Below are 24,442 nucleotides of genomic sequence, written 5' to 3'. Positions count from 1 at the left end.
AATAAAATATTAAAAAGAAAATTCTATTTTCTAACTTTAAATTATATAAAATGGAGGCTTTCTATGGGAATTGAGAATAATAATATTATTAAAAGTATAAATTTGAAAGATAGTAAAAACTTAATATTGAGAAAACCACTAGAATATGATGCCGAAAACATAATTAAGTACCTTAATACTGTAGGTAGTGAAAGTAATAATTTACTTTTTGGTAAAGGAGAATTTCCACTTACAGTAGAACAGGAAAAAGCTTATATTAGTAGAATAAATCAAAGTTCCAATTCATTTATGGTTCTAGGAACTATTAATAATGAAATTGTAAGTGTTGCGCAACTAAGTTCACCTAATATGAAAAGAATATCCCACAATAGCGAAATGGCAATCTCTGTAAAAAAAGATTATTGGAACATTGGAATTGGAAGTGCTGTCATGGAGGCACTTATAAAATTTGCTAAAGATAAAGGATCAATCAAAACTATCAGTCTTGGAGTTAGAGAATATAATATTAATGCTATTAAACTGTATGAAAAATATGGATTTAAGAAAATAGGAACTCATAAAAATTACTTTAACATTGAAGAGACTTATTATGATGAAATCTTAATGGATTTATATATATAATATAAAGACTATTCTTAAGCTAAATAAATCCTGAATAATAAAAGTTTTGAAAAATATCATTAGTATTAAAAGTTTGAAAATACTTATTGGCTTTCAAAATATAAACTTAAAATAAAAAAGGTGCTATTAAAATTCATTATAAAACTCATAAATATTTTTAACTCTCTTAAACTATATTTATAAGTCTTATTAATTAAGTATTTTAATAAGCACCCTTTTTCTTATAATTTTTGAATAAGCAGATAAAAACTTTATCTCCTGATTATAATAATAAAGTTCTAAAATATTTATCCCTATTTTATTATATGGTCAACAATTTCATGAACATAGTCTACATGATTATTGGCATGTGCCTTTACACCCTCTTCTGCTCTGTTGAAGGTATAGCTATTATCTGTTATTTCAAACATAGATATATCATTAAAAGAATCACCTATGGTGTATATATCATTAAGATTTTTGTTTTCTAGTTTTAAAACTTCCTTTAGGCCCTCCCCTTTTGATGAACCTTTTGAGGATATGTCCACAAAAAACTGATTTCTGAATATGGAAAGTTCATCACCAAAGATTTCTATTAATCTTTTCTTTATTTCTTCTCCTCTTTCTACAGAGGCATCTGAGGTGCATATACTTAAGATTACCGCTCCACTTTTTAAATCTAATATCTCTTCTTTTTTTACTAAATCAAAGTCAATTTCTTCAGAAAAATATAGATTTTTCATATCAACGCTTTTATTTTCTATTAGTTTCATTCCATTTCCATCATCAAAATAAATCATTATTTTATCTTGATCTGCAAACTCTTCTACAATCTTTTTAACTGCCTCAAAATCAACAAGGTTATTTTTTATTACATTTTTATTCTTATCAAGTATTACAGCTCCATTGCAAAGAACCAAATAATCAAACTCTAAGTCATACTTTTCAATTACTCCCTCCATAGTTAAAAGTGTTCTACCTGTAGATATAATGAATTTATGACCTTTCTTACGTAAAGCTTTAATTCCTTCAATATCTCTCTTATTAATTTTTTTATCTACTAATAATGTTCCATCAAAATCACTTGCTAATAACTTCATATTCTCTCCTTAAATTTCATTATATAATATATGCTAATTTTATTATTAATTTTTACAATCACAACCATGGTGTAGCTATCCCCTATAAAGACACCATTTTCATTCTATTAAATCCAATTTAGAACTATATTTGCTACTTAATATTTTGTGGTAAGTAAACAGTTATTCTTGTTCCTATTCCTTTTCTACTTAAAACACTAAAGTACCCTTTGTGGTTATCAATTATCCACTTTGCTATAGAAAGCCCAAGCCCTGTTCCACCATTTTTTCTAACTCTTGCTGTATCAGCCCTAAAAAAACGTTCAAATATATGAGGCACATCATTCTCATCCATGCCAATTCCATTGTCTTGAATTGAAAAATAAGCTTCTCCTTTAGAATTCTCACCTACTTTAAGCGTTATTATTTCTCCCTCTTCTGTATATTTAGTTGCATTTTCAACTAGTATTCTAGCTGTTTGTTTAAGCAAAGCCATATCACCCTGAACAGTTATATGTTCTGATTCAATGTAGTTATATACATGATTCTTATCTATCATCTTAGACTCTTCAAAAACTTCATCTATCATATTATTTAAAGAAAATTCCTTTATTGTAAGCTTAGTCTTTCCATTAATACCTCTAGCTAAGAATAATAGCTGCTCAACTAGATTTTTCATATTTTCAGATTCACTCTTTATTGCTATAATAGACTCTTCTAATACGCTCTCATCATTTTTCCCCCATCGATCTAGCATATTAGCATATCCTTGAATTACAGAAATAGGAGTTCTAAGTTCATGAGATGCATCTGATACAAACCTTGCTTGTTGCCTATAAGAATCCCTCATCCTGTCTAAAAGCTTGTTTATTGCATCCTCTAATCCTTTAAGTTCGCTATCACCTATATGTATTCTTTCGTCAGATGTTACAGGACTTATTTTGGAAATAGCATCTTCAAGACTTTGAAATTTTTCCTCATCAAAGTCCATATTACTAAGCCTACTTGCTGTTTCTGCTATTTCATTAAGTGGTTTTAAGGTCTTTCTAATTTTAGCTGTACCAAATATTATTTCTTCTAATAAAAATACTCCTTCTACTATTCCTAAAATTATAACTATTTTTCTAACATAATATAAAAAAGCACCAGCTTCTTTAACCATGGTCTTTCCATTACTCCAAACAACTGTATAGGTTGAATTTTCTATAGGGAAAAAGTTAAATGACCTTTGTGCATTTTTTACTAATTCTCCATAGAAATCTTTTTCAGCTTGAATACACCAAAGAATAATTAAAATAATTATTAAACATATGTCAATTGCTAAAAATCTAAAAAATAAATCTCTAACAGAAATAGCATTAATCTTTATTGCAATAGAGGTAACATTTTTAGGTTTATTCTTTTTACTCATCTTTTATTACGTATCCTACACCACGTACTGTACTTATTATTTTAACCTTAAAAACATCGTCAATCTTTGTTCTTAAATATCTTACGTAAACATCTATTACATTTGTTTCTCCAACATAGTTATAACCACATACCTTTTCTATAAGTACATCTCTAGTTAATACTATATTTTTGTTTTCCATTAATATTTGCAACAAAGTAAATTCTCTATTAGTTAATTCTATTTCTGTATCACCATACATTACTTTATGTCTCATCTTGTCTAAGGTTAATAATCCACATCTTATTACATCTTCATCTTTTTTCACTGTAAATACTCTCTTTTTAAGAGCTGTTCTTATTCTTGCAAGCAATTCCTCTATAGCAAAAGGCTTTGTTATATAATCATCAGCTCCAGCATCTAGACCTGAAACCTTATCCATTACAGCATCTCTTGCTGTAAGCATTATAATAGGAACTTCTGATACCTTTCTGATTCTTCTTAATACTTCAAGACCATTAATTTCTGGAAGCATAACATCTAGAATAATTAAGTCAACTTCTCCTCTCTCTGCAATTTCAAGACCTGTTCTCCCATTATCTGCTTTTATTACTTTATATCCTTCATGAATTAACTCTAATTCTATGAATCTTGCTATTTTTTCTTCATCTTCAACAATCAAAATCTTAACCATTCATTAACCCCCTTAAGTAAGAATTCTTTTTAGTGCATATGGTTAGTAAACTTATCTTTTACGTCTTTAACTACTTTTGATGTTTCCTTAAATACTTTGTTTATTTTATCTACATCAATCTTTTTAGAAGATACTAAAAATTCCATATTAAAAAATAGTCCAATTATCATTAAAGGTATAACTATCCAAAATGCAAAAAACAAAAGTACAATTAGTACAGTAAAAGGAATTTTTAAAATCACTCTACTATTTCTTATTATTTCAATAAATATATTATTGCAAGTATCTATAGCTTTGCATATAGCTTCAAAAACTCCTTCAAAACTATTTTTATTTTCAAAATTATTTTCATTTGTATCTTTTTTAAGATTAACTTCTTCTCCATTTTCATTGTAACTTTCTTTGGATTCATTTGTATAAAATATACTAAGGGAAGGCTTTTGCACCTTTCCATGTGCTTCTAAATATAGCATAGCCTCTAGCATATCCCAGTTGCTCTTTTCCAAAGCATCTTTAGCTTCTTCATAGCTTATATTAGCTTTATTCTTTAACTTATCTACAAGTTTAAGCTTTTCCATAAATAATCCTCCATATTTACTGAAGCTCACTACTCCTACATTAGTATTAAAATTTTTAATCCCCCACTTTAATTCTCTTTATAATAATTAAATTATACCATCCCCCTGATATTTCCACACCACAAAAATAAAGGAGCTATATCAAAATAACTTGTTAATAAAACTTTATAAATAATATAAAGAAAATATCTGAATGAACTTTAGAATTTAAGCTATTACGTAGAATAATTTGCGTTAATAAGCTAAGCATCGTATTAATAGGAATACAATGTCACTTATGTTCCATTGCATAAGTTCAAATTGCCAAATTAAAATTTAGATTTTCACTTAAGTTCTGAGCTTTAGCAAATTATTTAGAAGTAATTGCTATAATTAATGACTACAATATAACTAAAGTTCCATTGTATAAGTTCAAGAATCTAAATTAAAATTTAGACTTTCACTTAAAATTCAGTAATTCTCGGAATATATTTATAAAATTTTATATAAGAGTTTTGATGTAGCTCCTTTAATAGTACTATCTAAAAACTATTTTTCATATCCTTCTTTAAAATCTTTTTTAATATGATTTGCTGACTTTGATACTTCTTCAAAAATATTGTTTACTCCATCATAATTAAAGTCAGGTCCTGAAATTGAATATTTATATCCACAGAATAATCCTACGATTAATAAAACTATAGTTGGTACTGATAAAAATATTAAGAAGAGAATTGATATTGTTAAAGATATTCTTATTGGTTTTTCCTTATCTTTTCTAATCTCAAGGAAATTTTTAGTTCCTTTTCTTATAATCTTACCTATAAATTTAAATATTCTTCCAACAATTTCTCCAATACCACCATATTTCTCATCCTGCTTTTTCTTATCTTCTTTTTCTTCCTTTACTTCAACTACAGTAAGTGCTGTAACTTCTTTGTTTTCTACTTTTCCTCTTCTCTCTAAGTAAACAATAGCATCTAAAAGGTCCCAATTACATTTTTCTAGCACTTCTTGTGCCTCTTCCGTACTTATATTAGCCTTTCTAACTAAAGTATTAATCATTTCATTTCTTTCCATTTATATTACCTCCACGAATTAATTTTCTTATTCATCTTGGTTATATAATACTTTTAGAAAATTAATCTAAAATATAAGAAAGATTAAAATTAGATTAAAATTTAACCTATTTTATTAATTTCATCTGTTATTAATGATTTTTGGTTTAATATATGGCAATTCTTTAATTTCCCTTAAATAATAATTTTTATATCTAAAGTTTTATTATATAGATGTATTTAATAAATTATTAAATTCCTCATTATCCTTTAAAAAATCTAATTCACCATCGCTATCATTTTTTAGAATGTTTACAAAGTTAGAAAGAAGTTGCTCATTAAATCCCTCTTCGTCTCCTTTACTTTTTATATGCTTATATAATTTAGATTTTGATGGCTCCCACTTTTTGCCCATTACATCTAATATTTTCTTTAATACAAGTAAAAAGTTTTCTACATCTTTTTCTGCTTTGTACACTTCGAAATACCCACTATATGAATTATACTCACATAAATCATATAATTTTGTTGTCTTATCTATAAATTCTGCAAAATACTTAGCATCCTCATTGCGCCCTTCTTTTAAGGCTATTTCAATCATAGAAATTAAACTTATATATATATCAGTTGTGGCTGAAAGTAACTTCTGTTCAAAAATTTCAGCAGCCTTTTGAAATTCACCAGATTTATTATAAATATTTCCTTGTAATACTTTTTTATCGTAAGTAATATTAGGTAATTTATTCACACACCCTTGTGCTTTCTCATACTCTTTTCTTCCTAAATATATGTTTATAAGCATAGAAAGTGCCTGATTTCTAATCTCTATATCATCACTTCTTATTAATTTAATATAAAACTCTTCTATCTGCTTTTCATACTTCTCCTTATCATCAGCTCCAAACATATAAATGCTTCCTTGCATCACTGTAGAAACTGTTAAAATTAATTTATCACAGGTAGGATACTCATAGATTTTGTCCATGGCTTTTTCAAAAGCTACATGAAATCCATCATTATTAGCTATCTTTACTAAATCATTAACAAAAACTCCTATTTCTTGTTCTGATAAATCTTCCTTAAATGAAAGTAAGGTATTTAAATCAACTTTTAAAAGCCTTGCTAAAGCTGGTAGTAATGTAATATCTGGATAGCAAGTTCCCTTTTCCCATTTATTCACTGCTGGTGTTGATACTCCAAGATACATGGCAACTTGTTCCTGAGTTAACCCTTGTGAATTTCTTTTCTCTTTTATAATCTCATTTATTCTCATATAATCTCTACTCCTTGCTAAAATAATAATAACAAAAGCTTTTGATAGTATTATTTTATCAAGTGATATACTAAGCTACAATTGAATAGTAGTTAATTTAAAATTAAATAATTTAACTATAGGTTAAACTGTTAAAAGTTAGAATTAATTCTTTCTTAAATTCAATTAATTTTTAATAACAAAAATATCCTTAGGCAACTTATCTAAATGCCTAAGGATATAAAATTTATTAAAACGAACTTTTTTACATAAATATTTAAAGTTATCTTTTTAAATAAACTATACTTTATACACCTTTAAAAATTTATGCTACTTTTTTCTTTCTAAAACATAATGAATAAATAAGAACAACTGCAAAACAAACTACAGGTATAAAGAATGCTGAACGAACTGCAGCTTCTGCACCTTGATATGAAGTAACTAAACTTGATAATTTTCCACTATCAATAAATAATCCCATTATAGGTGTTATAACTGCACCACCTAATATTGCCATTATAAGACCTGCTGCACCAACCTTTACTTCTTTTCCTAACCCTTCAAGTGCTATACCATAAATTGTTGGGAACATTAATGACATACATGATGAAATTAAAACTAAAGACCAAACTGATAAATTTGTAGGTAAATAAATTGCTCCTAAGCTACATAATATTCCAAGTACTGCAAACACTGCCATCATAATACCTGGTTCTATATATTTCATAAGTGCTGTACAAATCCAACGACATGCTATAAATCCAAACATAGCTATAAGATAATATTTAGCAGCAGATGCTTCATCTATCCCCACAGTAACCATTACATATTTTATAGTCCAAGTCCAAACAGCTATTTGAACTCCAACATAGAAAAACTGTGTGATTACTCCAAAGGCATAACGTGGAATTTTTACTAACTTCTTTATTGATTCAATTATATTAAGTTCTCCTGAATTATCTTTTTCTGAACCTTTACTTCTCTTAAAGAAGCACCAAATTATTATAGCTATAACTACTAAACTAACATATGGTACACATACCCATATTAATTCATTGTTTTGTATTTTACTTAAAGCCTCTGATCCCATAGCAACTCTCTCTTCATAAGTTGCTGGATGTAAATTCCCTAATATTATATATTTAGCCATTATAATACCAGCTAATGAGCCAATAGGGTTAAAGGCTTGTGCTAAATTTAAACGACGAACACTAGTCTCTTCACTCCCTAAAGAAATTACATATGGATTACAAGTAGTTTCTAGTATTGAAAGTCCCCCTGCTAAAACAAAAACTGATACTAAGAATAAATTAAAATTTTGTAGCATGGCAGCTGGGATATATCCCATTGCTCCAATTATATATAATCCAAGACCTACTAATACTCCATTTCTATAGGAATATTTTTTAATAAGTATTGCTGCCGGTAAGGCAAGTACTGCATACGATCCATAGAAAGCTACTTGTACTAAAGACGAGTCAGCAGCTTCTAACATAAATATCTTTCCAAAGGCAGGAACAAGATTATCAGTCATATTATTTAAAAGACCCCAAAGTACAAAACATGATATAAGCATTATAAAATGCATTCTATACTTTTTAGGTACAATAGCTGTTTCTTCCTTAGTTTTTGTTTTTTCAATAGCACCAATTTTCTCCATAATAAATACTCCCCCTAATATTTAAAATTAATACTTATTCCTCTGTTCTATAACGCTTAAACCCTGGATGTTTTCCACTTACTCCATAATCTTTTCTCATATTTATTAATCTATCAATATTTTTTCTTTCTATTTCCTTTTCTCCACCTAAAAGATGAGCTGTTAAACTTATTTTTGCATATAATTCTAATGTTTCCATTCTATAGTAAGCAGTTATTAAATCTGCTCCAACTGTTAATGCTCCATGATTTTCTAATAATATAACATCATGTTCTTGAAGATATGGCGCTATTGAATCTGGAACTTCATAAGTTGAAGGAGTTCCATAAGGAGCTATTGGAATTGATCCAATTGCAATTACAGTTTCTATCATTGTATATCTATCTAAAGCAAGATGAGCAACTGCAAATCCTGTAGCAGTTGGTGGATGTGCATGAACAACTGCTCCAACATCTTCTCTTTCCTTATAGCATCTTAAATGCATTTTTATTTCTGATGAAGGCTTTGCTCCTTCTGGTCCATCAAGTACTTCTCCATTTTCATCAATATGAACTAATTTTTCTGGTGTTATAAAGCTTTTACTAATTCCAGTTGGTGTAGCTAAAAATGTACCATCCTCTAATTTCACTGATACATTTCCATCATTTGCTGCCACCCATCCTAATTGCCACATTTTATGGCACACATCACATATCTGTTCTCTTATTTCCATGTATTTTAATTTATTTGTATTCTCCATAATAATTCCCTCCATTCTATATCTTTTACTAAATTACTACACCTTTTTGTAATATAACGTTTGCATATAATGCTTTTTCTCCTGTTGCAATTATTGCATAAGCCTTTTTTGCTTCTTCATAAAACTTAAATCTTTCTATAGTTGAAATAACATTACTTCCACGATCATCATGCTTTCCTATAATATTTTTATACTCATCCCAAATAGGTGTCTTAACATTATCACCTTTCATAACTTCCATTAAATTCACTGGATTTTCAACGTAAGTATCAAGTGGAAATACTTCTAGTATTGCATCTAATAACTCTGGTATTCCATGGCCATCACACCTAACCACTATACATTCCTTTCCCATACTTTCTGTAGGAAAATTACCGTCTGCAATTACTATTTTGTCACTATGTCCCATCTCACATAATACTTTAAGTAATTCTGGTGATAATATTTGTGGTACTCCTTTTAACATTTAATTACCTCCTTAGATTTAATTACATTTTTAAATCTTTCATATTCCTTATCCCATAATTCATAATTTTGAGGCTCATAATAACTCATATCATTAGAGTTCCTTATGATTTCACGTGCTTTATATAAATTCTCTATTTTATTTGTTGCCATAAGCTGTATTGCTATATTCCCATAAACTGTAGCTTCAATAGGTCCTGCTGAAACTTTAATATTACATGCGTTTGCAGTCATCTGGCATAATAATTTACTTTGAGTTCCTCCACCAACCATGTAGATAACATCATAATTTTTATTAGTACAATCCTTTATTTCTTCTAAAGAATATCTATACTTCATAGCTAAGCTTTCATTTATACATCTAACAATTTCTCCACAATTTTCTGGCACTTCTTGATTAGTTTTTAAACAATACTCTCTTATTCTACTAGGAATATCTCCAGCTTGTACAAATATAGGATCATCTGGATCTATAAAGCATTTAAAAGGCTTCGCCTCTCTTGCCAATTCTTCTAAAGTTGAAAAATCATACTCTTTTCCTTCTCTTTCCCATTGCCTTTTACTTTCTTGAATTAACCATAACCCAATAATATTTTTAAGGAATGATGCTTTATTTTCATATCCACCTTCATTTGTAATATTATACTTACTTGATTTTTCGTTAATAATTGGTTCATCAATCTCTGTCCCAAGTAAAGACCATGTTCCACAACTTAAAAATACAAAATCTTTTTCTGTAGTTGGAACAGATACTAATGCACTTTGAGTATCATGTCCTGCAACTGCAATCACTTTACACTTTTCTATTTTAAGTTCATCACATATTTTTTCTGATATATCTCCTATTATTGTTCCACTTGGAACTATTTTAGTAAATATCTTTCTTGGAAGACCTAAAGCATTTATTACTCTATCTGACCAAGTTCTCTCTTTGGCGTCAAATAGCTGTGTTGTTGATGCTATAGAATTTTCGGTAACCATTTTTCCTGTTAGTAAATAATTAAATAAATCTGGCATTAGGAGCATCACATCTGCTCTTTCAAGCAGATGTGATCTCTTTTCTTTTAATGCTAATAGTTGAAATACAGTATTTATTTCCATAAATTGATTACCGGTTATACTATAAAATTCATTCTTTGATATTTTTTCAAAACTCTTTTCTACCATTCCAAGAGTTCTTTCATCCCTATAATGAACTGGATTTTCAATTAACTGTCCATCCTTATCTAAAAGGGCAAAATCAACTCCCCAGGTATCTATTCCAATACTATCTATTTCACCAAATTGTTTTGCTTTTATAAGACTTTGCTTTATTTCAAAAAACAATCTTAAAACATCCCAATACATGGTTCCATTTATAAATACAGGATCATTAGAAAACCTATGAATTTCTTTTATATTAATTTTTTCTCCATCAAAACTCCCAAGAATGGCTCTACCACTTGATCCACCAAAATCAAAAGCTAATACTTTACTTTTTAAATTTATATCTTTCATAGTATCACCTACTAAGTTTTTTATTTATACATTGGTCCATAAGCCTTACAAGCTCTATAATCTTGTCCCTCTTTATCCATTCCAAAGGCATTCCAAGCTGCTGGTCTAAATATTTTTTCCTCTGGAACATTATGCATACTTACAGGTATTCTTAAGATAGAACATAAAGTAATTATATCTGCCCCTATATGTCCATGACTTATAGCTCCATGGTTAGCACCCCAATTATTCATTACATCATAAGCAGATTTAAATGCTCCTTTTCCTGTAAGTCTTGGTGCAAACCAAGTACAAGGCCAAGTATAATCTGTTCTTTTCCATAATTTATCTGATACTTCATCTGGAAGTTTTACTGAATATCCTTCAACTAATTGAACAACTGGACCAAGGCCTTTCACAAGATTTAAACGTATCATTGTTACTGGCATTTCAGCTTCTGTTAAGAATCTTGATGAATATCCACCACCTCTAAAGTATCCATTATCGGCAGCATTCCATGTAGTTGCAGCAAGGATTGCTTCTTGGTCTTCTTCTGTAACATCATACCAAGCCTTCATTGTTCCATTTCCATTTTCATCTTTAGCTTGTCCACATGCATCAAGACAAGCTGCGCCTGAATTTATTAAATGTATAAATCCATCTGATTCCTTTGCAACCCCTTCTAATTCATATCCTGTAGCTTTCTTAACGGCATCAGGACTCCAATAAGTTCTAACATCTGCAAATATTTGTGCTTTATTTGTAAGTAGCTTTCCAAAAAGCATACCTAATCCATTTAAAACATCATTTTCAGTAGCTAATATATAAGGCTCCCTAGCTCCATTCCAGTCAAATGAAGTATTAAGTAGTGCTTCTGGGAAATCACAATTTGGATAAAAATCAGTCCATTGTCTTTGTCCTTGGAAACCTGCCGCTATTGCATTATGTCCTAATTTTTCTTCTTCAAATCCATCTGGTAAATTTTCATTTCCATTCATTAAATCCTTTATAATGCACATCATTTTAACTACAAATTCCCAATCCTTATCCTTTTCTTCTCTTGTTTTTTGAACATTCTCAGGATTTTTATCAAAACCTTCCTTACATTTTTCCTTAGTCCATTTTAAAGCTCTTTCAAATTCATCTTTATCATATATTTCTTCTGTCATTCTTCTTATAATTTCTACTTCATCAACAGATTCTACTCTCATACCTAAATATTCTTCTATAAAGTTTGGATCTATAATAGATCCACCTATTCCCATACATATTGAACCAATTTGAAGATAAGATTTTCCCCTCATAGATGCTGCTGCAATTGCACTTCTTCCAAATCTTAATATCTTTTCTTTTACGTCTTCTGGTATTTCAGTATCATCTGCATTTTGAACATCATGTCCATATATTCCAAAGGCAGGAAGTCCCTTTTGAGCATGAGTTGCTAAAACTGATGCTAAATAAACAGCTCCTGGTCTTTCAGTTCCATTAAATCCCCATACCCCTTTTATAGTCATTGGATCCATATCCATTGTTTCTGCACCATAGCACCAACATGGAGTAACTGTAAGTGTTATATCTACACCTTCTCTTCTAAATTTATCTGCACAAGCTGCAGCTTCTGGAACTCTTCCAATTGTAGTGTCAGCTATTATAACCTTTACTTTTTCTCCATTTGAATATTTTAAATTTTCCTCTAAAAGCTTTGCTGCTGACTTTGCCATATTCATTGTTTGTTCTTCAAGAGAACCTCTTACATCTATTATTCCTCTTCTTCCATCAATAGTTGGTCTTATTCCTATTACAGGATACTTTCCTACTAATCTACTTTTTGCCATAATGATTACCTCCCAAACCAAATTCAAATTTATAACTTTTTTGTTTGATTGTTACTATATTTTGATTATATATATTTATATAAACGTTTTCTTGTGTTATAATAGTCAAAAAATATAATAATATTCACTTTTTTATATAGGAGGGAGTTTATGAAATATTTTGATTATAAAGAGAATAAACAACATGGAACTTTCGATTTTCCAATAGAGTTTTATCACGTTACTCCTAATCATTCTAGATACAACATGCCTTATCATTGGCATACTGAATGTGAAATAATTAGAATTTTAGAAGGAGAATTTATACTATTTATAGATAAAGAAAAGATACTAGCCAAAAAGAATGATATTATTTTTGTTCATAGTGGAATATTTCATGGTGGGTTACCTAATGATTGTATTTATGAATGTATAGTTTTTGATATGAAATTACTTTTAAAGGACAATAATGCTTGTACAAAGCAAATATATGATATTGTAAATCATAATAAAGTTATAGCCCATAAACTTCCTTCTAATGTACAAGCTTTAAATAATTGTTGTACATCATTGTTCGAAGCAATGAGAGTTAAAAGTACAGGCTATGAGTTTATAGCTCAAGGGGCTTTATATTATTTAATAGGAACTATATTAGAGAATCAATTATATGTAAAAAATAATAAATATACTAAAAAGACTAAAGAAAGGTTTCTTCAATTAAAAAATGTTATAACCTTAATAGAAAATGAATATCAAAACCCTTTAACTCTTGAGGATTTATCCAAAGCTTCTGGTATGTCTCCAAAATATTTTTGTAGATTTTTTCATGAAATGATTAATAAAACTCCCATAGAATATTTAAATTACTACCGTATTGAAATTTCTTGTGAAAAACTTCTTGCAACAGAGCTTTCCATTACTGAGATTGCTTTAAATTGTGGATTTAACGATGTAAGTTACTTTATTAAAACCTTTAAAAAGCATAAAGGAGTAACACCAAAACAATATTTAAAATCCTTAAAAGCTTAGTAAATAAAAAATACCCTCTTAAGTGAAATTGATTCACTAAGAGGGTATTTTTATTTTTACATTAAAGATTCATATAAAGTTATTATATCTTCAACAGATGTTTCCTTTGGATTACCTGGTCTACAAGCATCATTATAAGCAGACTCAGCTAGAAATCTTATATCTTCTTTTTTAACTATGTCTTTAAGATTAGCTGGTATTCCCACATCTTCTGAAAGCTTTTTAACTGCATCTACTGCTGCTTTTCTATATTCTTCAACTGTCATATTTTCTGTGTTTTCAACGCCCATGGCAGCTGCAATATATTTATATTTATCTCCAGTTTCCTCTGCATTATATTCCATAACAGTTGGAAGAATAATTGCATTTGCAACCCCATGAGGTGTGTCATAAACAGCCCCTAAAGAATGTGCCATAGAGTGAACTATACCAAGTCCTACATTTGAGAATCCCATTCCTGCAATGTATTGTCCTAATGCCATTCCTTCTCTTCCTTCTGGTGTATTTTCTACTGCTCCTCTTAAATGTTTTGAAATTAATTCAATAGCTTTTAAGTGGAACATATCTGTCATTTCCCATGCAGCCCCTGTTATATAACCTTCTATGGCATGAGTTAATGCATCCATACCAGTTGCGGCAGTAAGTCCCTTTGGCATACTTTGCATCATTTCAGGATCTATAATTGCTACTACTGGAATGTCATGAGTATCTACACATACAAATTTTCTATTCTTTTCAACATCAGTGATAACATAATTTATAGTTACCTCTGCTGCCGTACCAGCTGTTGTTGGAACAGCAATAATAGGAACAGATTTGTTCTTAGTTGGTGCAACCCCTTCTAAGCTTACTACATCTTCAAATTCTTTATTATTTATTATAATTCCTATGGCTTTTGCAGTATCCATTGATGATCCACCACCAACTGCAATGATATAATCTGCACCTGATTTTTTATAAGCCTCTACACCACTTTTTACATTCTCTATAGTTGGATTTGCTTTAATATTTGTATATAATTCATAACTAAGATTAGCCTCATCTAATATAGAAGTAACCTTTCCTGTAACTCCAAACTTAACTAAATCTGGATCAGAGCATAAGAAGGCTTTCTTAAAACCTCTTCCTTTTACTTCTGTAACAATTTCTTTAATAGCGCCTGCTCCATGATAAGAAGTTTCATTTAATACAATCCTATTGACCATGCTTGTACTCCCCCTTTTATTAATAAATAAATATATTTATCTATATATTTATTTTAAGTTTATAAAACATACTATTCTATAAATATAATGTCTTAAAATATAATAATATTCACATTTATAAGGATTGTATTTAATAAATATTTTTAATATCACACAAATAAAATAATTAACTATTCAATCTTCATTGTTTCCATCTGTGATTTTGTAATACCATTTCTTTTTCCATAGTTAATCCAATAATTTGTAGAGGCCTTAAGATACATGTTTTTTGATATAGGCATGGTAACCCTTAAGTTTTCAGGAGTGTTATTATAAATAGACTTTGCTAACTTTTTTATTTTCCATTTTACAAAGATTTTAAAAGGTGTTCCTAAAATAGCTTCACCACCACCAATTGATAGTACTGAATTAAATTCATATGTATTTTGCTTGCAAAATAATTTAACCATATCAATACAAACATTGTTTTGCTCTGGCTCTATGAATCCACAATTTACTATTACATTTACTTTAGGTTTATTTTTTGGTGGATTTTCTTCAAGCACCTTTAAAAAGTTAAGCATTGTAACAGGAAGTCCATCTGCATAAAGTGGAAAAACAAGAAGTATATCTGTATAGTCCTCAATCTTACTACAAATCTCTTTATGATTATTCTTTGTAATATTAAAAGTATCAGCTTTTCCTTTGTAATAACTTCTAAAGATTTCTCCATACTTTTTAGAGTTAGATCTTGGTGCCCTTGGACTCCCATTTATAATAATTACTTTTCCCATTTTCTAACCTCCTTAGCTACTACCTCTTCTAAATTCTCTTCATCTACAAAAATAACATTAAAACTTTTGAAATTCATATTGTGAGAGTTACGCTCTACTAACCTTTTAAATATTTCTTTTTCCTCATCTTCTATATTTCCATATGCAATAATAATAGCATCCTTCATAGCAACATCACGCTGAACATGATGAGCCTCCCCATTTAAAAGACGAATAAAGGCTTGTTGAATTGGAATAGCTCTCTCAAGCATAGTTTTCATCACTGTATCATAAGAACCATATTTAACTTTGCTTACATAAATAACCTTATCACTCTTTGCAATAATAGGATAAACCTTTACTGCATCATCACGGATAACACACTTTCCAGGAGTTTTAGTCCAACAACCAAAACATCCTATACAATTTGAAATTCTAAGCTTAGATAAATCAATATATTTATTTTCATCACTCTCTAAAAAATTAATATTTAACTCTTTATCACTTAGTAATAATCTCATTTTCTATTCCTCCTATAACACCTAAATAAACTGCTTCAAAGATTTAATTAACTTCTGCTTAATCTTTTTCTACAGTTTCTATAGCAATCATAGTTAAAATACTATGAAAATAATCTCTATTAAATTAATTACTCTTGTAACTTCACAGTTATCTTATAAACTTTGGTACAAGTATTTATATTTTTATTATATATCCTTCATGGATTATAAATTGAATAAAATGTAAAAAATACTAGAAATATTTTTTTATAAGGAATAAAATTAATCTTAAAGTATAATTTTGAGAGGTTTAATATTATGGAATATGATTGTGGTTTTGTAAAGGAAAGTAACTGGTTTCGTTATCGTGCTGGTGCAATTATTATTGAAGATGGAGCTGTTCTTTTCGCTAGTAATGAAAGGGAAGATTACTACTATTCTATTGGTGGTGGAGTACATATGGGAGAATCAGCTGAAGAAGCTGTAAAGCGTGAAGTCTTTGAAGAAACAGGAGTTGAATATGAAGTTGATAGATTGGTATTTATACATGAAAACTTCTTTAAAGGTGATGGAAGTTTGGAAGGTAAAAACTGTCATGAAATATGTTTTTATTTTTTAATGAAACCTAGAGGAACACGTAATTTAAATAGTAATAGCTATACTAGTGAAGTTAAGGAAATAATGTATTGGATTCCAATAGAAGAACTAAGTAATTATCGCGCTTATCCTACATTCTTTAGAGAAAAGTTAACTAATCTTAAGAATGAGATTGAACACATAGTAACTTATGAATATTAAGATAAAAAATAAAACTGATAAAATACTATTTTTATATTTTATCAGTTTATTTTTATATTATAAACTTTTGATTTTAAGATTATATTTTTTAAATTATATTGGTTTACTTTTGATTATATTACTAGCTTTTAACTCTATCATAATTCTTCAGTATATAAACAACTAATATAATAATAGAGAAAAATACTGAAATATTTTGAAATATGTAAAATGTACTTCCTTTTACCTTGTCCTTTTCATCAAATAAATATGAAACTGGCCAAAAAGACATGAAGCATAGAACTCCATAAATACTTATAAATAATCTTAATATAATATTCCAATTTTCTCCATACATCCATACTAAAAGACAAAAACTTAAAAATAAAGCCATTCCAAGATTCATAAGCCTTATAAAAATATTAGACTTTTCTATATCTTGCCAATACCAGAATTTCAAAATATTTTTTATAATAAAAGCTAGTTTTTTCATATTATACCCCTACTTAATTATAAAACTTTATATAGAAAGACATTAAGTAATTATATTATACTGAAAAATAATATAAATTAGATACTTAATTTTTAGTGAATTCAGTATTAATATTTAAATACATATCATGTTAAGTTTTAATGCTTGTAAAATAGCTATTTCTTCATAATTAATGAAAATTAATCTAAAATATAAAAAAGATTTAAATTTAACCTTTTTTATTAATTTCATCTGTTATTAATTATTTTGGATTAATATATGGAAATTTTTTAAATTCCCTTGAATAATAGTTAATTTAAAATTAAATAAATTAACTATTAGTTGAATTATATACTATATAAATAGTATATAAAAAAAATTCTCAATTATCAGCTTAATGTAATTGAGAAATTTTTAATTTTATATATTATTTTTTATTTAATTATATATATTAGTTAATACTATTTTAGTAATATATTGCTTCTAAAAATGAATAATAAAATTAAGTTTATGTTAAAAGTTATCTAGTTTTAAATATTTATTATTAGCTATAAATAAATTCTTTAATGCACTTATATTACTACAAAATAAGTATCAACATATGCCGTCATTTGGTCTCCTAAAGTAATATAATGATATATAGGTATTAAATAACTTGAATAAACCAGTTTTTTTGCATCTACTTTTTTTTCTTGTAATGCAATTATTAAGTTTTGTTGTTGTCTTAAACTAACAATATAACTTTCAGCTATAAATAAAACTTGCTCAGAAAAAAATTTATCTGAAAATGAATTTGTATATGTCTTTATATTATTATCTAAATTTTTTTTAATCTCAATGAACTCTTGAATATAAAAGTCTAAACGATTATATACATCTTTTAACTCATTAGGTGTAGAACTTTCACTTATATTAACAGCAGTTAAATTTCCTCTTATTCTCTTTATTTCCTGTAAGTTATTTATAATAACATCCTTACTTTTTAAATCTTCTATTTTAGGGCCATAAGGTTCTACAATATTTGTTTTTTCTTGTTCATATCTCATATTAGTTTTTGCATATGCTATATTGGGAATAGTTATAGTTATAAGCATACAAAAAATTATTAAGCGTTCTATTCTCTTTTTCATTATTCCAACTCCTCTATAATAACTTTTAACACTATATCTATTCTTAGTAATTCTTAATATTTTATTCTTGTAAAAATTAATATAACCTTTTATATTTGAAATTTTTCATATAGGGTTTTTAATTGTAATTGAAATATGTATAATAATTCAGTTAATTTGATTTAGCCCTTATACTATGCTAAAATTAACTTATAATTTTGAATTTGTTAATTAAAGTTTAATAATATAAAGTTTTCTAGGGTTCCGTAGCTTTTTAGTTAGTCTGGTCCAAGAGAAAACGCACAGAAAAACTGTGAACACGGAAGGATAAAAGCCTGGGAGATATTTTTATAATATTTCTCTGGCTTTTTTATTTTAAAGGAGGTATATTGTTATGAAAAAGTTTATTATTGAGGATGATTTTTGGGAGCTATTCCCTAATGCAAAGATAGGTATTATCACTTGCAATGGCATAGATAATACTATAAAAGATGAGAACCAATACAAGGACATGATTTCTCAAGGAGAAAAGGAAGCTTTAACTCACTTGCCTAATGAAGAATTTAGCAGCAATGAAGTTATTAAGGTATGGAGAGATGCATTTAAGAAGTTTAAGACTAAAAAAGGAGCAAGGTCATCAATTGAAGCTTTATTAAAGAGAGTTTCTACTGGTAAAGGATTAGGAACAATTAACCCACTAGTTGATATTTATAACTCTATATCATTAAAGTATGCCATGCCTTGTGGTGGAGAGAATATGGATAAGTTTATTGGAGATATAAGATTAACTAAGGCAACAGGAGATGAAAGTTTTATTACCTTAGGATCAGATAAAAGTGAGCCACCCTATGAGGGAGAATTAGTTTATAAAGATGATGAAGGAGCTATTTGCAGATGCTGGAATTGGCGTGAATCAGTAAGAACTATGTTAACAGAAGATACAAAAAATGCTTTCTTATGCATTGAGTTAGTTGATGAAAATAGAGAAAAAGATTTTGAAAATGCCTTAAAAGAGTTATCTCAATTAGTAGAGGAAAACTTAGGTGGAAAATCTGAGATTTCAATACTTCATATTAATAATAAGGAAGCTATAATTTAAGTATTTACGGAGGATAAGTTTATGAATAATTTTACCTATAAAGAGGTTTATATTGAGGATGGAAAGAGAGTTTTAGAGATTAATGTGCTTCCAGAAAAGTACTGTAATTTTGATTGTATATTTTGTCCTATAGGAAGATCAAAGAATAAAATAGATACTCAAAAATCCTTTCATAATGTGGATGAGGCATTAATTGAACTAGAAAATATGATTAATGATACAAAACCTGATCTAATCTTTATTAATTCAAAGGGAGAAGCCTTAATAAATGATAAAATTGAGAATATTATAGATTTTATAAAATCAAAGGGAGTTCCTGTAAGACTACTTTCTAATGGGTATATTCTAGGAAAGGATGATTATATAAAGATTGCTAATAAATGTGATGAAGTTATTGGAGAAATAAAGGTAATAACAGAGGAAGATTTTAAGAAGGTTCAAAGACCAATTGAAGGCTATACCCTTCATGAATACATATCAAATATGGCCTCCTTTAATAAACAATATAATGGAAAATTCATATTTGAAATAACCATAGTTAAGGGATATAATGATGACTCTGAATCAGTTAATAAACTTAAGGAAGTTATAAAAGCAATCTCACCTAATGAGGTTATTGTTGCTAGAATTGATGATGATATATTTAAGAAAAAACTTGGTATATCTGATGAAAGATTTGAGGAAATTTCAAGGGAGCTATTAGATGTAAACTGCTAAATGCATAGATTATTAAATTTAAAGTTCTAAATTTAATTTAATAAGTATCTATTAATAATTAAGTAAAAATGGACAGATATCATGTCCATTTTAATTTTTAATTTTTATTATACATAATTAACAAAGCTATCCTCCTTTTATTTACTATTTGTTTAAATTTCAGTAAAATATACATATAAATTACGGTAATAAAAGGTGGGATATTTATGATAATAATACATAGAGATAACTTACTTGATGTGATGAGATCTTATAAAATAATTATAGATGATACCTATTATGGAAAGATAAAATGTGGGGAAACAAAACAAATAAATTTAGAGAAAGGGAATCACACAATTTATCTAAAAATAGATTGGTGTAGAAGCCCTAAATTGAATTTTTCTAATTCAGATAATGAAACCATATTTTTTGATTGTGGTAATTATATGAATGGTTGGAAACAACTTTTATTCCCACTTTATATAACTTTCCTTAAGAATAAATATTTATTTTTAGAGGAAACTAATAAAAAATTCTCCTAGTGTGAAGTTAATTTATAAAATAAAAAAATGATACCTATGTTGGTATCATTTTTATTATCTTTGTGCATTGATATTTTTAGAACTCTTATAACTTTATATTTAATTATTACCCTTAAATCTACTTTAGCTTTAATAAGTTTACTATTTATAAGTGTATCCTTATATTATTTACCTTAATCCACATCTAAAATTTTAGAAAAATACTTCTTGCTTCTCTTTGCTGCAATGGTTATTTTAAAGGGGATTTTATCGTAGCCTTCTACAATGATGTTTCCTGATTTATCTTTGTAAGCTACTTGTATATTTTTAAAGTAAAAAATATAGTAGCCAAGTATAATTCCATCCTTAAAGGAGCCTGTTGCTCTATTTAGTGCTTCATTTCCAAGGGCTACATTGTTTTCACTAAGGTCAAAGAATTTTCTTCCTTTGTTAGTGGATTCTGTTACAATTGCTCCTGATAAATTGGTTATAAATGCCCAAAGACAAATTATTAAAAGTATTATAGATATGAGTGTATTGTTAGCTTGTCCACCCTCTCTAATGGTTTTAGATATATCTATGATTCCAATGGAATCTAAAAATAGGCTTGTATATGTAACTATTGAAAATAAAATCCCTAAGAGAACCATTGAGATATCCTTAAATTTTGGAAAATCCACATCTTCTAGTTTCCTTAGTTTTCTTAAAAGGTCTAAGGAATATTTTGCTCTATTTAAAAGGGCAATATTTAAAGCTCCTATTAAAATTAAATTCAAGAAAAATATTATACTAATTCTATGCATTAAGATGCTGATTACTAAAATAATTCCTGTGATTATTAGATTTACCACAATATATGAATTTAACTTCTTTGAACTATGCATTTAAGCACTCTCCCTCACATACTGAACTATTTCCTTAGCCAGATCATCATTTAAACCATTGCTACAGTTTAGTCCTACTTTGTGTTTTTTCTTGGCCATTGTAATGTGGTAAACATCCTTATTTTTTGTTTTATTAATGCTAAAATCATCTAAATCCTCAAAGCCTATTTCACTTAAGGTTTCAATGTGTTCACCCTTCTCAAAATCATTTATCTTTGCTTTTAAGTAAATCTTTCTATTTTCTATTTCAAAAATAACCTTGCCAGCAGGTATCCCACAGACAGGTAAAGTGTAATATGTAAATGGAGCAATGTTTGTATAGAAAAATTGCTTTACTAACTCCTTGTTGTCTAAATACACTATAAACTTAAATTTTTTATTGTTATTCATAATAGTTACCTCTTTAATGTAATTAATTTTATTATTTATTAGTATTATTACTAAGCTTTGGGAACTGTTTAGTTGGTACAAAACTCTTCTTTGACTCTTCAATTATCTTATTAAACACATCTTTATATTTAACTGGATATTTATAAATAAATGTATTTACATCATCCCCCTTAACACTAATATACCCATAATGATATTCCATAAAACCATCTTTCTCTACAGTAAATGAAAATGTATTTCCCTCTTGATTCTTATTTATAACTTTACCTTCTTTTTTAAAAGTCTCAATTAAGTTTTCAAATTCTTCTTTAGCATCATTCTCCATATTATTCATATATGAACCTAGTGAAAACTCCATTTGCTTGTCTTTACTTTTAAGTGTTATTCCAAATTCCAATTCAGGCATTTCTTTATCTTGAACTTCAAAAAAATTAGGATATTTTATTGTATCGAATTTTGTAACTAAAGTGTTATATTCCCACTGTCCATTAATACTTCCAAGTTTTAAAGGATTGTCTCCTATAATAACTCCATAAAGCATTTCATTATTCTCAACTTCTCTATAATCCTTTATTTCATTAACTTCTAATGGGTCTCCATCATTATAATTAAGCATGATTTTAGCCATTTTAAGATTTTTAGGTATAATTATAATTCCATTATTTACAATAACGCTCTCATCTAATTTAGGATCTCTTTCTTCTTTCATATTTTCCTTATTTAAATCTTCTTTATCTCTTTGTTCATTTTTATCCTTATTATCCTTTGTATCATTTTCTGAATCCTTTGATTCCTTTTTATCATTATTATCATTTTTAACTTCTTTATTATTCTTTTCCTCATTAGAAATATTAGAGCTATTTTCATTGTCACTTACTTCTTTTTGATTATTTCTGCCACAACCAATAAATGCACCACTTAATATTCCTATTGAAAGTAACAGACTTACTAATTTTCTCATAATATCCTCCTATATTTAACAACTTATTAACATTATATAACAGTTTTGTTAATAAGTTAAGTTTATTACTCTTTGTAACTAAATAAATATCCCCTTAAACCTTATAATATTAATTTGTTTTTTAATTATATTATGAGAATCATAAAGTCCATTATCTGTTAAAACTTATACTGTTAATTTATTCTTAAGGTTAAGTAATCCTAAGAATTTTGATCTTGGCTATTAAAATTTACTCTTTAAATGTCTTTTTAGATGCCTTTTTAGATGCCTTATTTAAATCCTTTCCTTAAAAGCAAAAAAATGTCATATGAAAATAGTTATAAAACCTTTCATATGACCTAAAATTTTTTTAAACTCAATATATATTTAATGAATTTATATTATTGTAATAAAAAAACAAGAATAACCAATAAATTAGCTCTTCTTGCTTTTACTTAATAAATCTAATTGATATTCTAGCCTCTACTTATTTTTTCATTGATGTCTTCTAGGGAATCTTCCTCATATTCTCCAAACCAGTCTTTTAGTTTCTTTTTGGCTTGTTCTTTTACTTCATCATCTATGTAAAAGGCTACTGCTCCAAGGGCAGGTATTAGAAGTCCTAAGTCATCTGTGTATCCAACAATTGGTGCAATATCTGGAAGGAAATCTATAGGAAAGATAAAGTATCCTAAGGCACCTATGATTATGCTTTTAGCCCACTTAGGGGTTGTATCCTTTTTTAAAGTGTAATATAGCAATAGGCATGTATAAACTACCTTAATACCAGCCTTTTTAGCAAATTTTCTTAATTTCTCAAAGAAGTCCTTATCAGAAAAGAATTTTGCGTATTTTTCTAAATTTATTTTACGCTTTTTACCCTTTATCTCAACTTCTTCAATGATTAGTTCCTTGTTCTCTTCACTCATACAAAACCCCTCCTTTGCAATATATAATACTCCTAATGTTATGTTTATTTCAATATATAATAGATAATATTTTCTTAGCTACTATTTCTTATATTTTTTCAAGAAACTTAGTAAATATAAGATTAAAATTTACGTATTAGTCAACTGCTATTTCTTATATTTTTGCAAGCAGCCTAGCAAATAGGAGGCTAAATTTAAAATGCTATTTCTTCTTAAAGTAAAGCTATTTTACAATATAATATTGAGATCTAAAATTATAATCCTTGTTTATTTATCCTAACTTTATTCTTCTATATAATATATTTCTAGTTCTTATAATATAATTCTACTTCTTCCTCCTAGACTCCTGTAA

Annotated in this window: 26 protein-coding genes and 1 riboswitch; of the genes, 6 read left to right on the top strand and 20 right to left on the bottom strand. The window is 27.9% G+C overall.

The window, feature by feature from the left end:
- Positions 1-63 precede the first annotated feature (63 nt).
- The gene (locus CPF_RS05220; RefSeq protein WP_011590545.1) at positions 64-621 is read left to right on the top strand and encodes a GNAT family N-acetyltransferase; all 558 of its coding nucleotides are present in this window, start codon (positions 64-66) and stop codon (positions 619-621) included.
- A 293-nt stretch (positions 622-914) separates the two neighbouring features.
- On the opposite strand, the gene CPF_RS05215 is transcribed toward CPF_RS05220, so the two are convergent.
- The 11 genes from CPF_RS05215 to CPF_RS05165 all read right to left on the bottom strand — a co-directional run bounded on the left by CPF_RS05215 (position 915) and on the right by CPF_RS05165 (position 12,805).
- Entirely contained in the window at positions 915-1,700 is a 786-nt protein-coding gene (locus CPF_RS05215; protein ID WP_011590544.1) for an HAD family hydrolase, read from the bottom strand.
- A gap of 133 nt (positions 1,701-1,833) precedes the next feature.
- The gene (locus CPF_RS05210) at positions 1,834-3,090 is read right to left on the bottom strand and encodes a sensor histidine kinase (protein WP_003459145.1); all 1,257 of its coding nucleotides are present in this window, start codon (positions 3,088-3,090) and stop codon (positions 1,834-1,836) included.
- A complete protein-coding gene (locus CPF_RS05205; RefSeq protein WP_003459138.1) occupies positions 3,083-3,763 on the bottom strand; it encodes a response regulator transcription factor in 681 nt (226 codons plus the stop codon). The genes CPF_RS05210 and CPF_RS05205 overlap by 8 nt, the downstream gene beginning before the upstream one ends.
- A gap of 29 nt (positions 3,764-3,792) precedes the next feature.
- Positions 3,793-4,341, bottom strand: a complete 549-nt coding sequence (locus CPF_RS05200; RefSeq protein WP_004456268.1) for a hypothetical protein — start codon at positions 4,339-4,341, stop codon at positions 3,793-3,795.
- A gap of 528 nt (positions 4,342-4,869) precedes the next feature.
- On the bottom strand, positions 4,870-5,400 hold the full coding sequence (locus tag CPF_RS05195) for a UBA/TS-N domain-containing protein (RefSeq protein WP_011590543.1): 531 nt from the start codon (positions 5,398-5,400) through the stop codon (positions 4,870-4,872).
- A 204-nt stretch (positions 5,401-5,604) separates the two neighbouring features.
- Complete coding sequence (locus CPF_RS05190) at positions 5,605-6,651, bottom strand: helix-turn-helix domain-containing protein (RefSeq protein WP_003459193.1); 1,047 nt, start codon at positions 6,649-6,651, stop codon at positions 5,605-5,607.
- Positions 6,652-6,955: 304 nt separating this feature from the next.
- A complete protein-coding gene (fucP, locus tag CPF_RS05185) occupies positions 6,956-8,290 on the bottom strand; it encodes an L-fucose:H+ symporter permease (protein ID WP_011590542.1) in 1,335 nt (444 codons plus the stop codon).
- A 34-nt stretch (positions 8,291-8,324) separates the two neighbouring features.
- Complete coding sequence (locus CPF_RS05180) at positions 8,325-9,029, bottom strand: class II aldolase/adducin family protein (RefSeq protein ID WP_003462064.1); 705 nt, start codon at positions 9,027-9,029, stop codon at positions 8,325-8,327.
- A 28-nt stretch (positions 9,030-9,057) separates the two neighbouring features.
- Positions 9,058-9,495, bottom strand: a complete 438-nt coding sequence (locus CPF_RS05175; protein ID WP_004456284.1) for an RbsD/FucU family protein — start codon at positions 9,493-9,495, stop codon at positions 9,058-9,060.
- Positions 9,489-10,991, bottom strand: a complete 1,503-nt coding sequence (locus tag CPF_RS05170) for a rhamnulokinase (RefSeq protein WP_011590541.1) — start codon at positions 10,989-10,991, stop codon at positions 9,489-9,491. Before CPF_RS05170 ends, CPF_RS05175 begins: the two co-directional genes overlap by 7 nt.
- A 20-nt stretch (positions 10,992-11,011) precedes the next feature.
- Positions 11,012-12,805: an L-fucose isomerase gene (locus CPF_RS05165; protein ID WP_003477484.1), complete on the bottom strand. Its 1,794-nt coding sequence runs from the start codon at positions 12,803-12,805 to the stop codon at positions 11,012-11,014.
- Between the two features lie 150 nt (positions 12,806-12,955).
- Here CPF_RS05165 and CPF_RS05160 point away from each other — a divergent pair, with 150 nt between their 5' ends.
- Entirely contained in the window at positions 12,956-13,813 is an 858-nt protein-coding gene (locus tag CPF_RS05160; RefSeq protein ID WP_003459136.1) for an AraC family transcriptional regulator, read from the top strand.
- A gap of 56 nt (positions 13,814-13,869) precedes the next feature.
- Here CPF_RS05160 and fucO read toward each other — a convergent pair whose 3' ends face one another.
- The 3 genes from fucO to CPF_RS05145 all read right to left on the bottom strand — a co-directional run bounded on the left by fucO (position 13,870) and on the right by CPF_RS05145 (position 16,291).
- Positions 13,870-15,018 (bottom strand): lactaldehyde reductase, encoded by a 1,149-nt coding sequence (gene fucO / locus CPF_RS05155; protein WP_004457104.1) that lies wholly within the window; start codon positions 15,016-15,018, stop codon positions 13,870-13,872.
- Between the two features lie 170 nt (positions 15,019-15,188).
- Positions 15,189-15,791, bottom strand: a complete 603-nt coding sequence (locus tag CPF_RS05150; protein WP_011590540.1) for a hypothetical protein — start codon at positions 15,789-15,791, stop codon at positions 15,189-15,191.
- Complete coding sequence (locus tag CPF_RS05145) at positions 15,779-16,291, bottom strand: NAD(P)H-dependent oxidoreductase (RefSeq protein WP_003453965.1); 513 nt, start codon at positions 16,289-16,291, stop codon at positions 15,779-15,781. Before CPF_RS05145 ends, CPF_RS05150 begins: the two co-directional genes overlap by 13 nt.
- 297 nt (positions 16,292-16,588) lie before the next feature.
- Between CPF_RS05145 and CPF_RS05140 the strand changes: the two genes are divergently transcribed.
- On the top strand, positions 16,589-17,068 hold the full coding sequence (locus CPF_RS05140; RefSeq protein ID WP_011590539.1) for an NUDIX hydrolase: 480 nt from the start codon (positions 16,589-16,591) through the stop codon (positions 17,066-17,068).
- Between the two features lie 121 nt (positions 17,069-17,189).
- On the opposite strand, the gene CPF_RS05135 is transcribed toward CPF_RS05140, so the two are convergent.
- Both CPF_RS05135 and CPF_RS05130 read right to left on the bottom strand, forming a co-directional pair.
- Positions 17,190-17,540, bottom strand: coding sequence for a hypothetical protein (locus CPF_RS05135; protein WP_011590538.1), 351 nt, complete (start codon positions 17,538-17,540; stop codon positions 17,190-17,192).
- 551 nt (positions 17,541-18,091) lie between these two features.
- Positions 18,092-18,649, bottom strand: coding sequence for a hypothetical protein (locus CPF_RS05130; RefSeq protein ID WP_004456258.1), 558 nt, complete (start codon positions 18,647-18,649; stop codon positions 18,092-18,094).
- Positions 18,650-18,873: 224 nt separating this feature from the next.
- Positions 18,874-18,972, top strand: a riboswitch (guanidine-I (ykkC/yxkD leader).
- A gap of 50 nt (positions 18,973-19,022) precedes the next feature.
- Here CPF_RS05130 and CPF_RS05125 point away from each other — a divergent pair.
- The 3 genes from CPF_RS05125 to CPF_RS05115 all read left to right on the top strand — a co-directional run bounded on the left by CPF_RS05125 (position 19,023) and on the right by CPF_RS05115 (position 20,968).
- On the top strand, positions 19,023-19,727 hold the full coding sequence (locus CPF_RS05125) for a B3/B4 domain-containing protein (protein WP_011590537.1): 705 nt from the start codon (positions 19,023-19,025) through the stop codon (positions 19,725-19,727).
- Positions 19,728-19,748: 21 nt separating this feature from the next.
- Positions 19,749-20,444, top strand: coding sequence for a radical SAM protein (locus tag CPF_RS05120; protein WP_011590536.1), 696 nt, complete (start codon positions 19,749-19,751; stop codon positions 20,442-20,444).
- A gap of 206 nt (positions 20,445-20,650) precedes the next feature.
- Positions 20,651-20,968, top strand: coding sequence for a hypothetical protein (locus CPF_RS05115; RefSeq protein ID WP_011590535.1), 318 nt, complete (start codon positions 20,651-20,653; stop codon positions 20,966-20,968).
- Positions 20,969-21,141: 173 nt separating this feature from the next.
- Here the strand turns inward: CPF_RS05115 and CPF_RS05110 are convergent, their stop codons facing one another.
- From CPF_RS05110 to CPF_RS05095, 4 genes are all read right to left on the bottom strand, one after another.
- Positions 21,142-21,831, bottom strand: a complete 690-nt coding sequence (locus CPF_RS05110; RefSeq protein WP_011590534.1) for a hypothetical protein — start codon at positions 21,829-21,831, stop codon at positions 21,142-21,144.
- Complete coding sequence (locus CPF_RS05105; protein ID WP_011590533.1) at positions 21,832-22,221, bottom strand: hypothetical protein; 390 nt, start codon at positions 22,219-22,221, stop codon at positions 21,832-21,834.
- Positions 22,222-22,252: 31 nt separating this feature from the next.
- Complete coding sequence (locus tag CPF_RS05100) at positions 22,253-23,182, bottom strand: hypothetical protein (protein ID WP_011590532.1); 930 nt, start codon at positions 23,180-23,182, stop codon at positions 22,253-22,255.
- Positions 23,183-23,637: 455 nt separating this feature from the next.
- A complete protein-coding gene (locus tag CPF_RS05095; protein ID WP_003480756.1) occupies positions 23,638-24,090 on the bottom strand; it encodes a YkvA family protein in 453 nt (150 codons plus the stop codon).
- Positions 24,091-24,442: the final 352 nt, after the last annotated feature.

Source organism: Clostridium perfringens ATCC 13124, from assembly GCF_000013285.1.
Lineage (GTDB): Bacteria > Bacillota > Clostridia > Clostridiales > Clostridiaceae > Sarcina > Sarcina perfringens.
The sequence above is the reverse complement of the archived record's forward strand: the minus strand, read 5'-3'. Positions and strand labels throughout refer to the sequence as shown.

Excerpts from the sequence above, each read along its gene's own strand:
- CPF_RS05220 (WP_011590545.1), top strand. The coding sequence starts at position 64 with ATGGGAATTGAGAATAATAATATTATTAAAAGTATAAATTTGAAAGAT.
- CPF_RS05215 (WP_011590544.1), bottom strand. The coding sequence starts at position 1,700 with ATGAAGTTATTAGCAAGTGATTTTGATGGAACATTATTAGTAGATAAA.
- CPF_RS05210 (WP_003459145.1), bottom strand. The coding sequence starts at position 3,090 with ATGAGTAAAAAGAATAAACCTAAAAATGTTACCTCTATTGCAATAAAG.
- CPF_RS05205 (WP_003459138.1), bottom strand. The coding sequence starts at position 3,763 with ATGGTTAAGATTTTGATTGTTGAAGATGAAGAAAAAATAGCAAGATTC.
- CPF_RS05200 (WP_004456268.1), bottom strand. The coding sequence starts at position 4,341 with ATGGAAAAGCTTAAACTTGTAGATAAGTTAAAGAATAAAGCTAATATA.
- CPF_RS05195 (WP_011590543.1), bottom strand. The coding sequence starts at position 5,400 with ATGGAAAGAAATGAAATGATTAATACTTTAGTTAGAAAGGCTAATATA.
- CPF_RS05190 (WP_003459193.1), bottom strand. The coding sequence starts at position 6,651 with ATGAGAATAAATGAGATTATAAAAGAGAAAAGAAATTCACAAGGGTTA.
- fucP (WP_011590542.1), bottom strand. The coding sequence starts at position 8,290 with ATGGAGAAAATTGGTGCTATTGAAAAAACAAAAACTAAGGAAGAAACA.
- CPF_RS05180 (WP_003462064.1), bottom strand. The coding sequence starts at position 9,029 with ATGGAGAATACAAATAAATTAAAATACATGGAAATAAGAGAACAGATA.
- CPF_RS05175 (WP_004456284.1), bottom strand. The coding sequence starts at position 9,495 with ATGTTAAAAGGAGTACCACAAATATTATCACCAGAATTACTTAAAGTA.
- CPF_RS05170 (WP_011590541.1), bottom strand. The coding sequence starts at position 10,991 with ATGAAAGATATAAATTTAAAAAGTAAAGTATTAGCTTTTGATTTTGGT.
- CPF_RS05165 (WP_003477484.1), bottom strand. The coding sequence starts at position 12,805 with ATGGCAAAAAGTAGATTAGTAGGAAAGTATCCTGTAATAGGAATAAGA.
- CPF_RS05160 (WP_003459136.1), top strand. The coding sequence starts at position 12,956 with ATGAAATATTTTGATTATAAAGAGAATAAACAACATGGAACTTTCGAT.
- fucO (WP_004457104.1), bottom strand. The coding sequence starts at position 15,018 with ATGGTCAATAGGATTGTATTAAATGAAACTTCTTATCATGGAGCAGGC.
- CPF_RS05150 (WP_011590540.1), bottom strand. The coding sequence starts at position 15,791 with ATGGGAAAAGTAATTATTATAAATGGGAGTCCAAGGGCACCAAGATCT.
- CPF_RS05145 (WP_003453965.1), bottom strand. The coding sequence starts at position 16,291 with ATGAGATTATTACTAAGTGATAAAGAGTTAAATATTAATTTTTTAGAG.
- CPF_RS05140 (WP_011590539.1), top strand. The coding sequence starts at position 16,589 with ATGGAATATGATTGTGGTTTTGTAAAGGAAAGTAACTGGTTTCGTTAT.
- CPF_RS05135 (WP_011590538.1), bottom strand. The coding sequence starts at position 17,540 with ATGAAAAAACTAGCTTTTATTATAAAAAATATTTTGAAATTCTGGTAT.
- CPF_RS05130 (WP_004456258.1), bottom strand. The coding sequence starts at position 18,649 with ATGAAAAAGAGAATAGAACGCTTAATAATTTTTTGTATGCTTATAACT.
- CPF_RS05125 (WP_011590537.1), top strand. The coding sequence starts at position 19,023 with ATGAAAAAGTTTATTATTGAGGATGATTTTTGGGAGCTATTCCCTAAT.
- CPF_RS05120 (WP_011590536.1), top strand. The coding sequence starts at position 19,749 with ATGAATAATTTTACCTATAAAGAGGTTTATATTGAGGATGGAAAGAGA.
- CPF_RS05115 (WP_011590535.1), top strand. The coding sequence starts at position 20,651 with ATGATAATAATACATAGAGATAACTTACTTGATGTGATGAGATCTTAT.
- CPF_RS05110 (WP_011590534.1), bottom strand. The coding sequence starts at position 21,831 with ATGCATAGTTCAAAGAAGTTAAATTCATATATTGTGGTAAATCTAATA.
- CPF_RS05105 (WP_011590533.1), bottom strand. The coding sequence starts at position 22,221 with ATGAATAACAATAAAAAATTTAAGTTTATAGTGTATTTAGACAACAAG.
- CPF_RS05100 (WP_011590532.1), bottom strand. The coding sequence starts at position 23,182 with ATGAGAAAATTAGTAAGTCTGTTACTTTCAATAGGAATATTAAGTGGT.
- CPF_RS05095 (WP_003480756.1), bottom strand. The coding sequence starts at position 24,090 with ATGAGTGAAGAGAACAAGGAACTAATCATTGAAGAAGTTGAGATAAAG.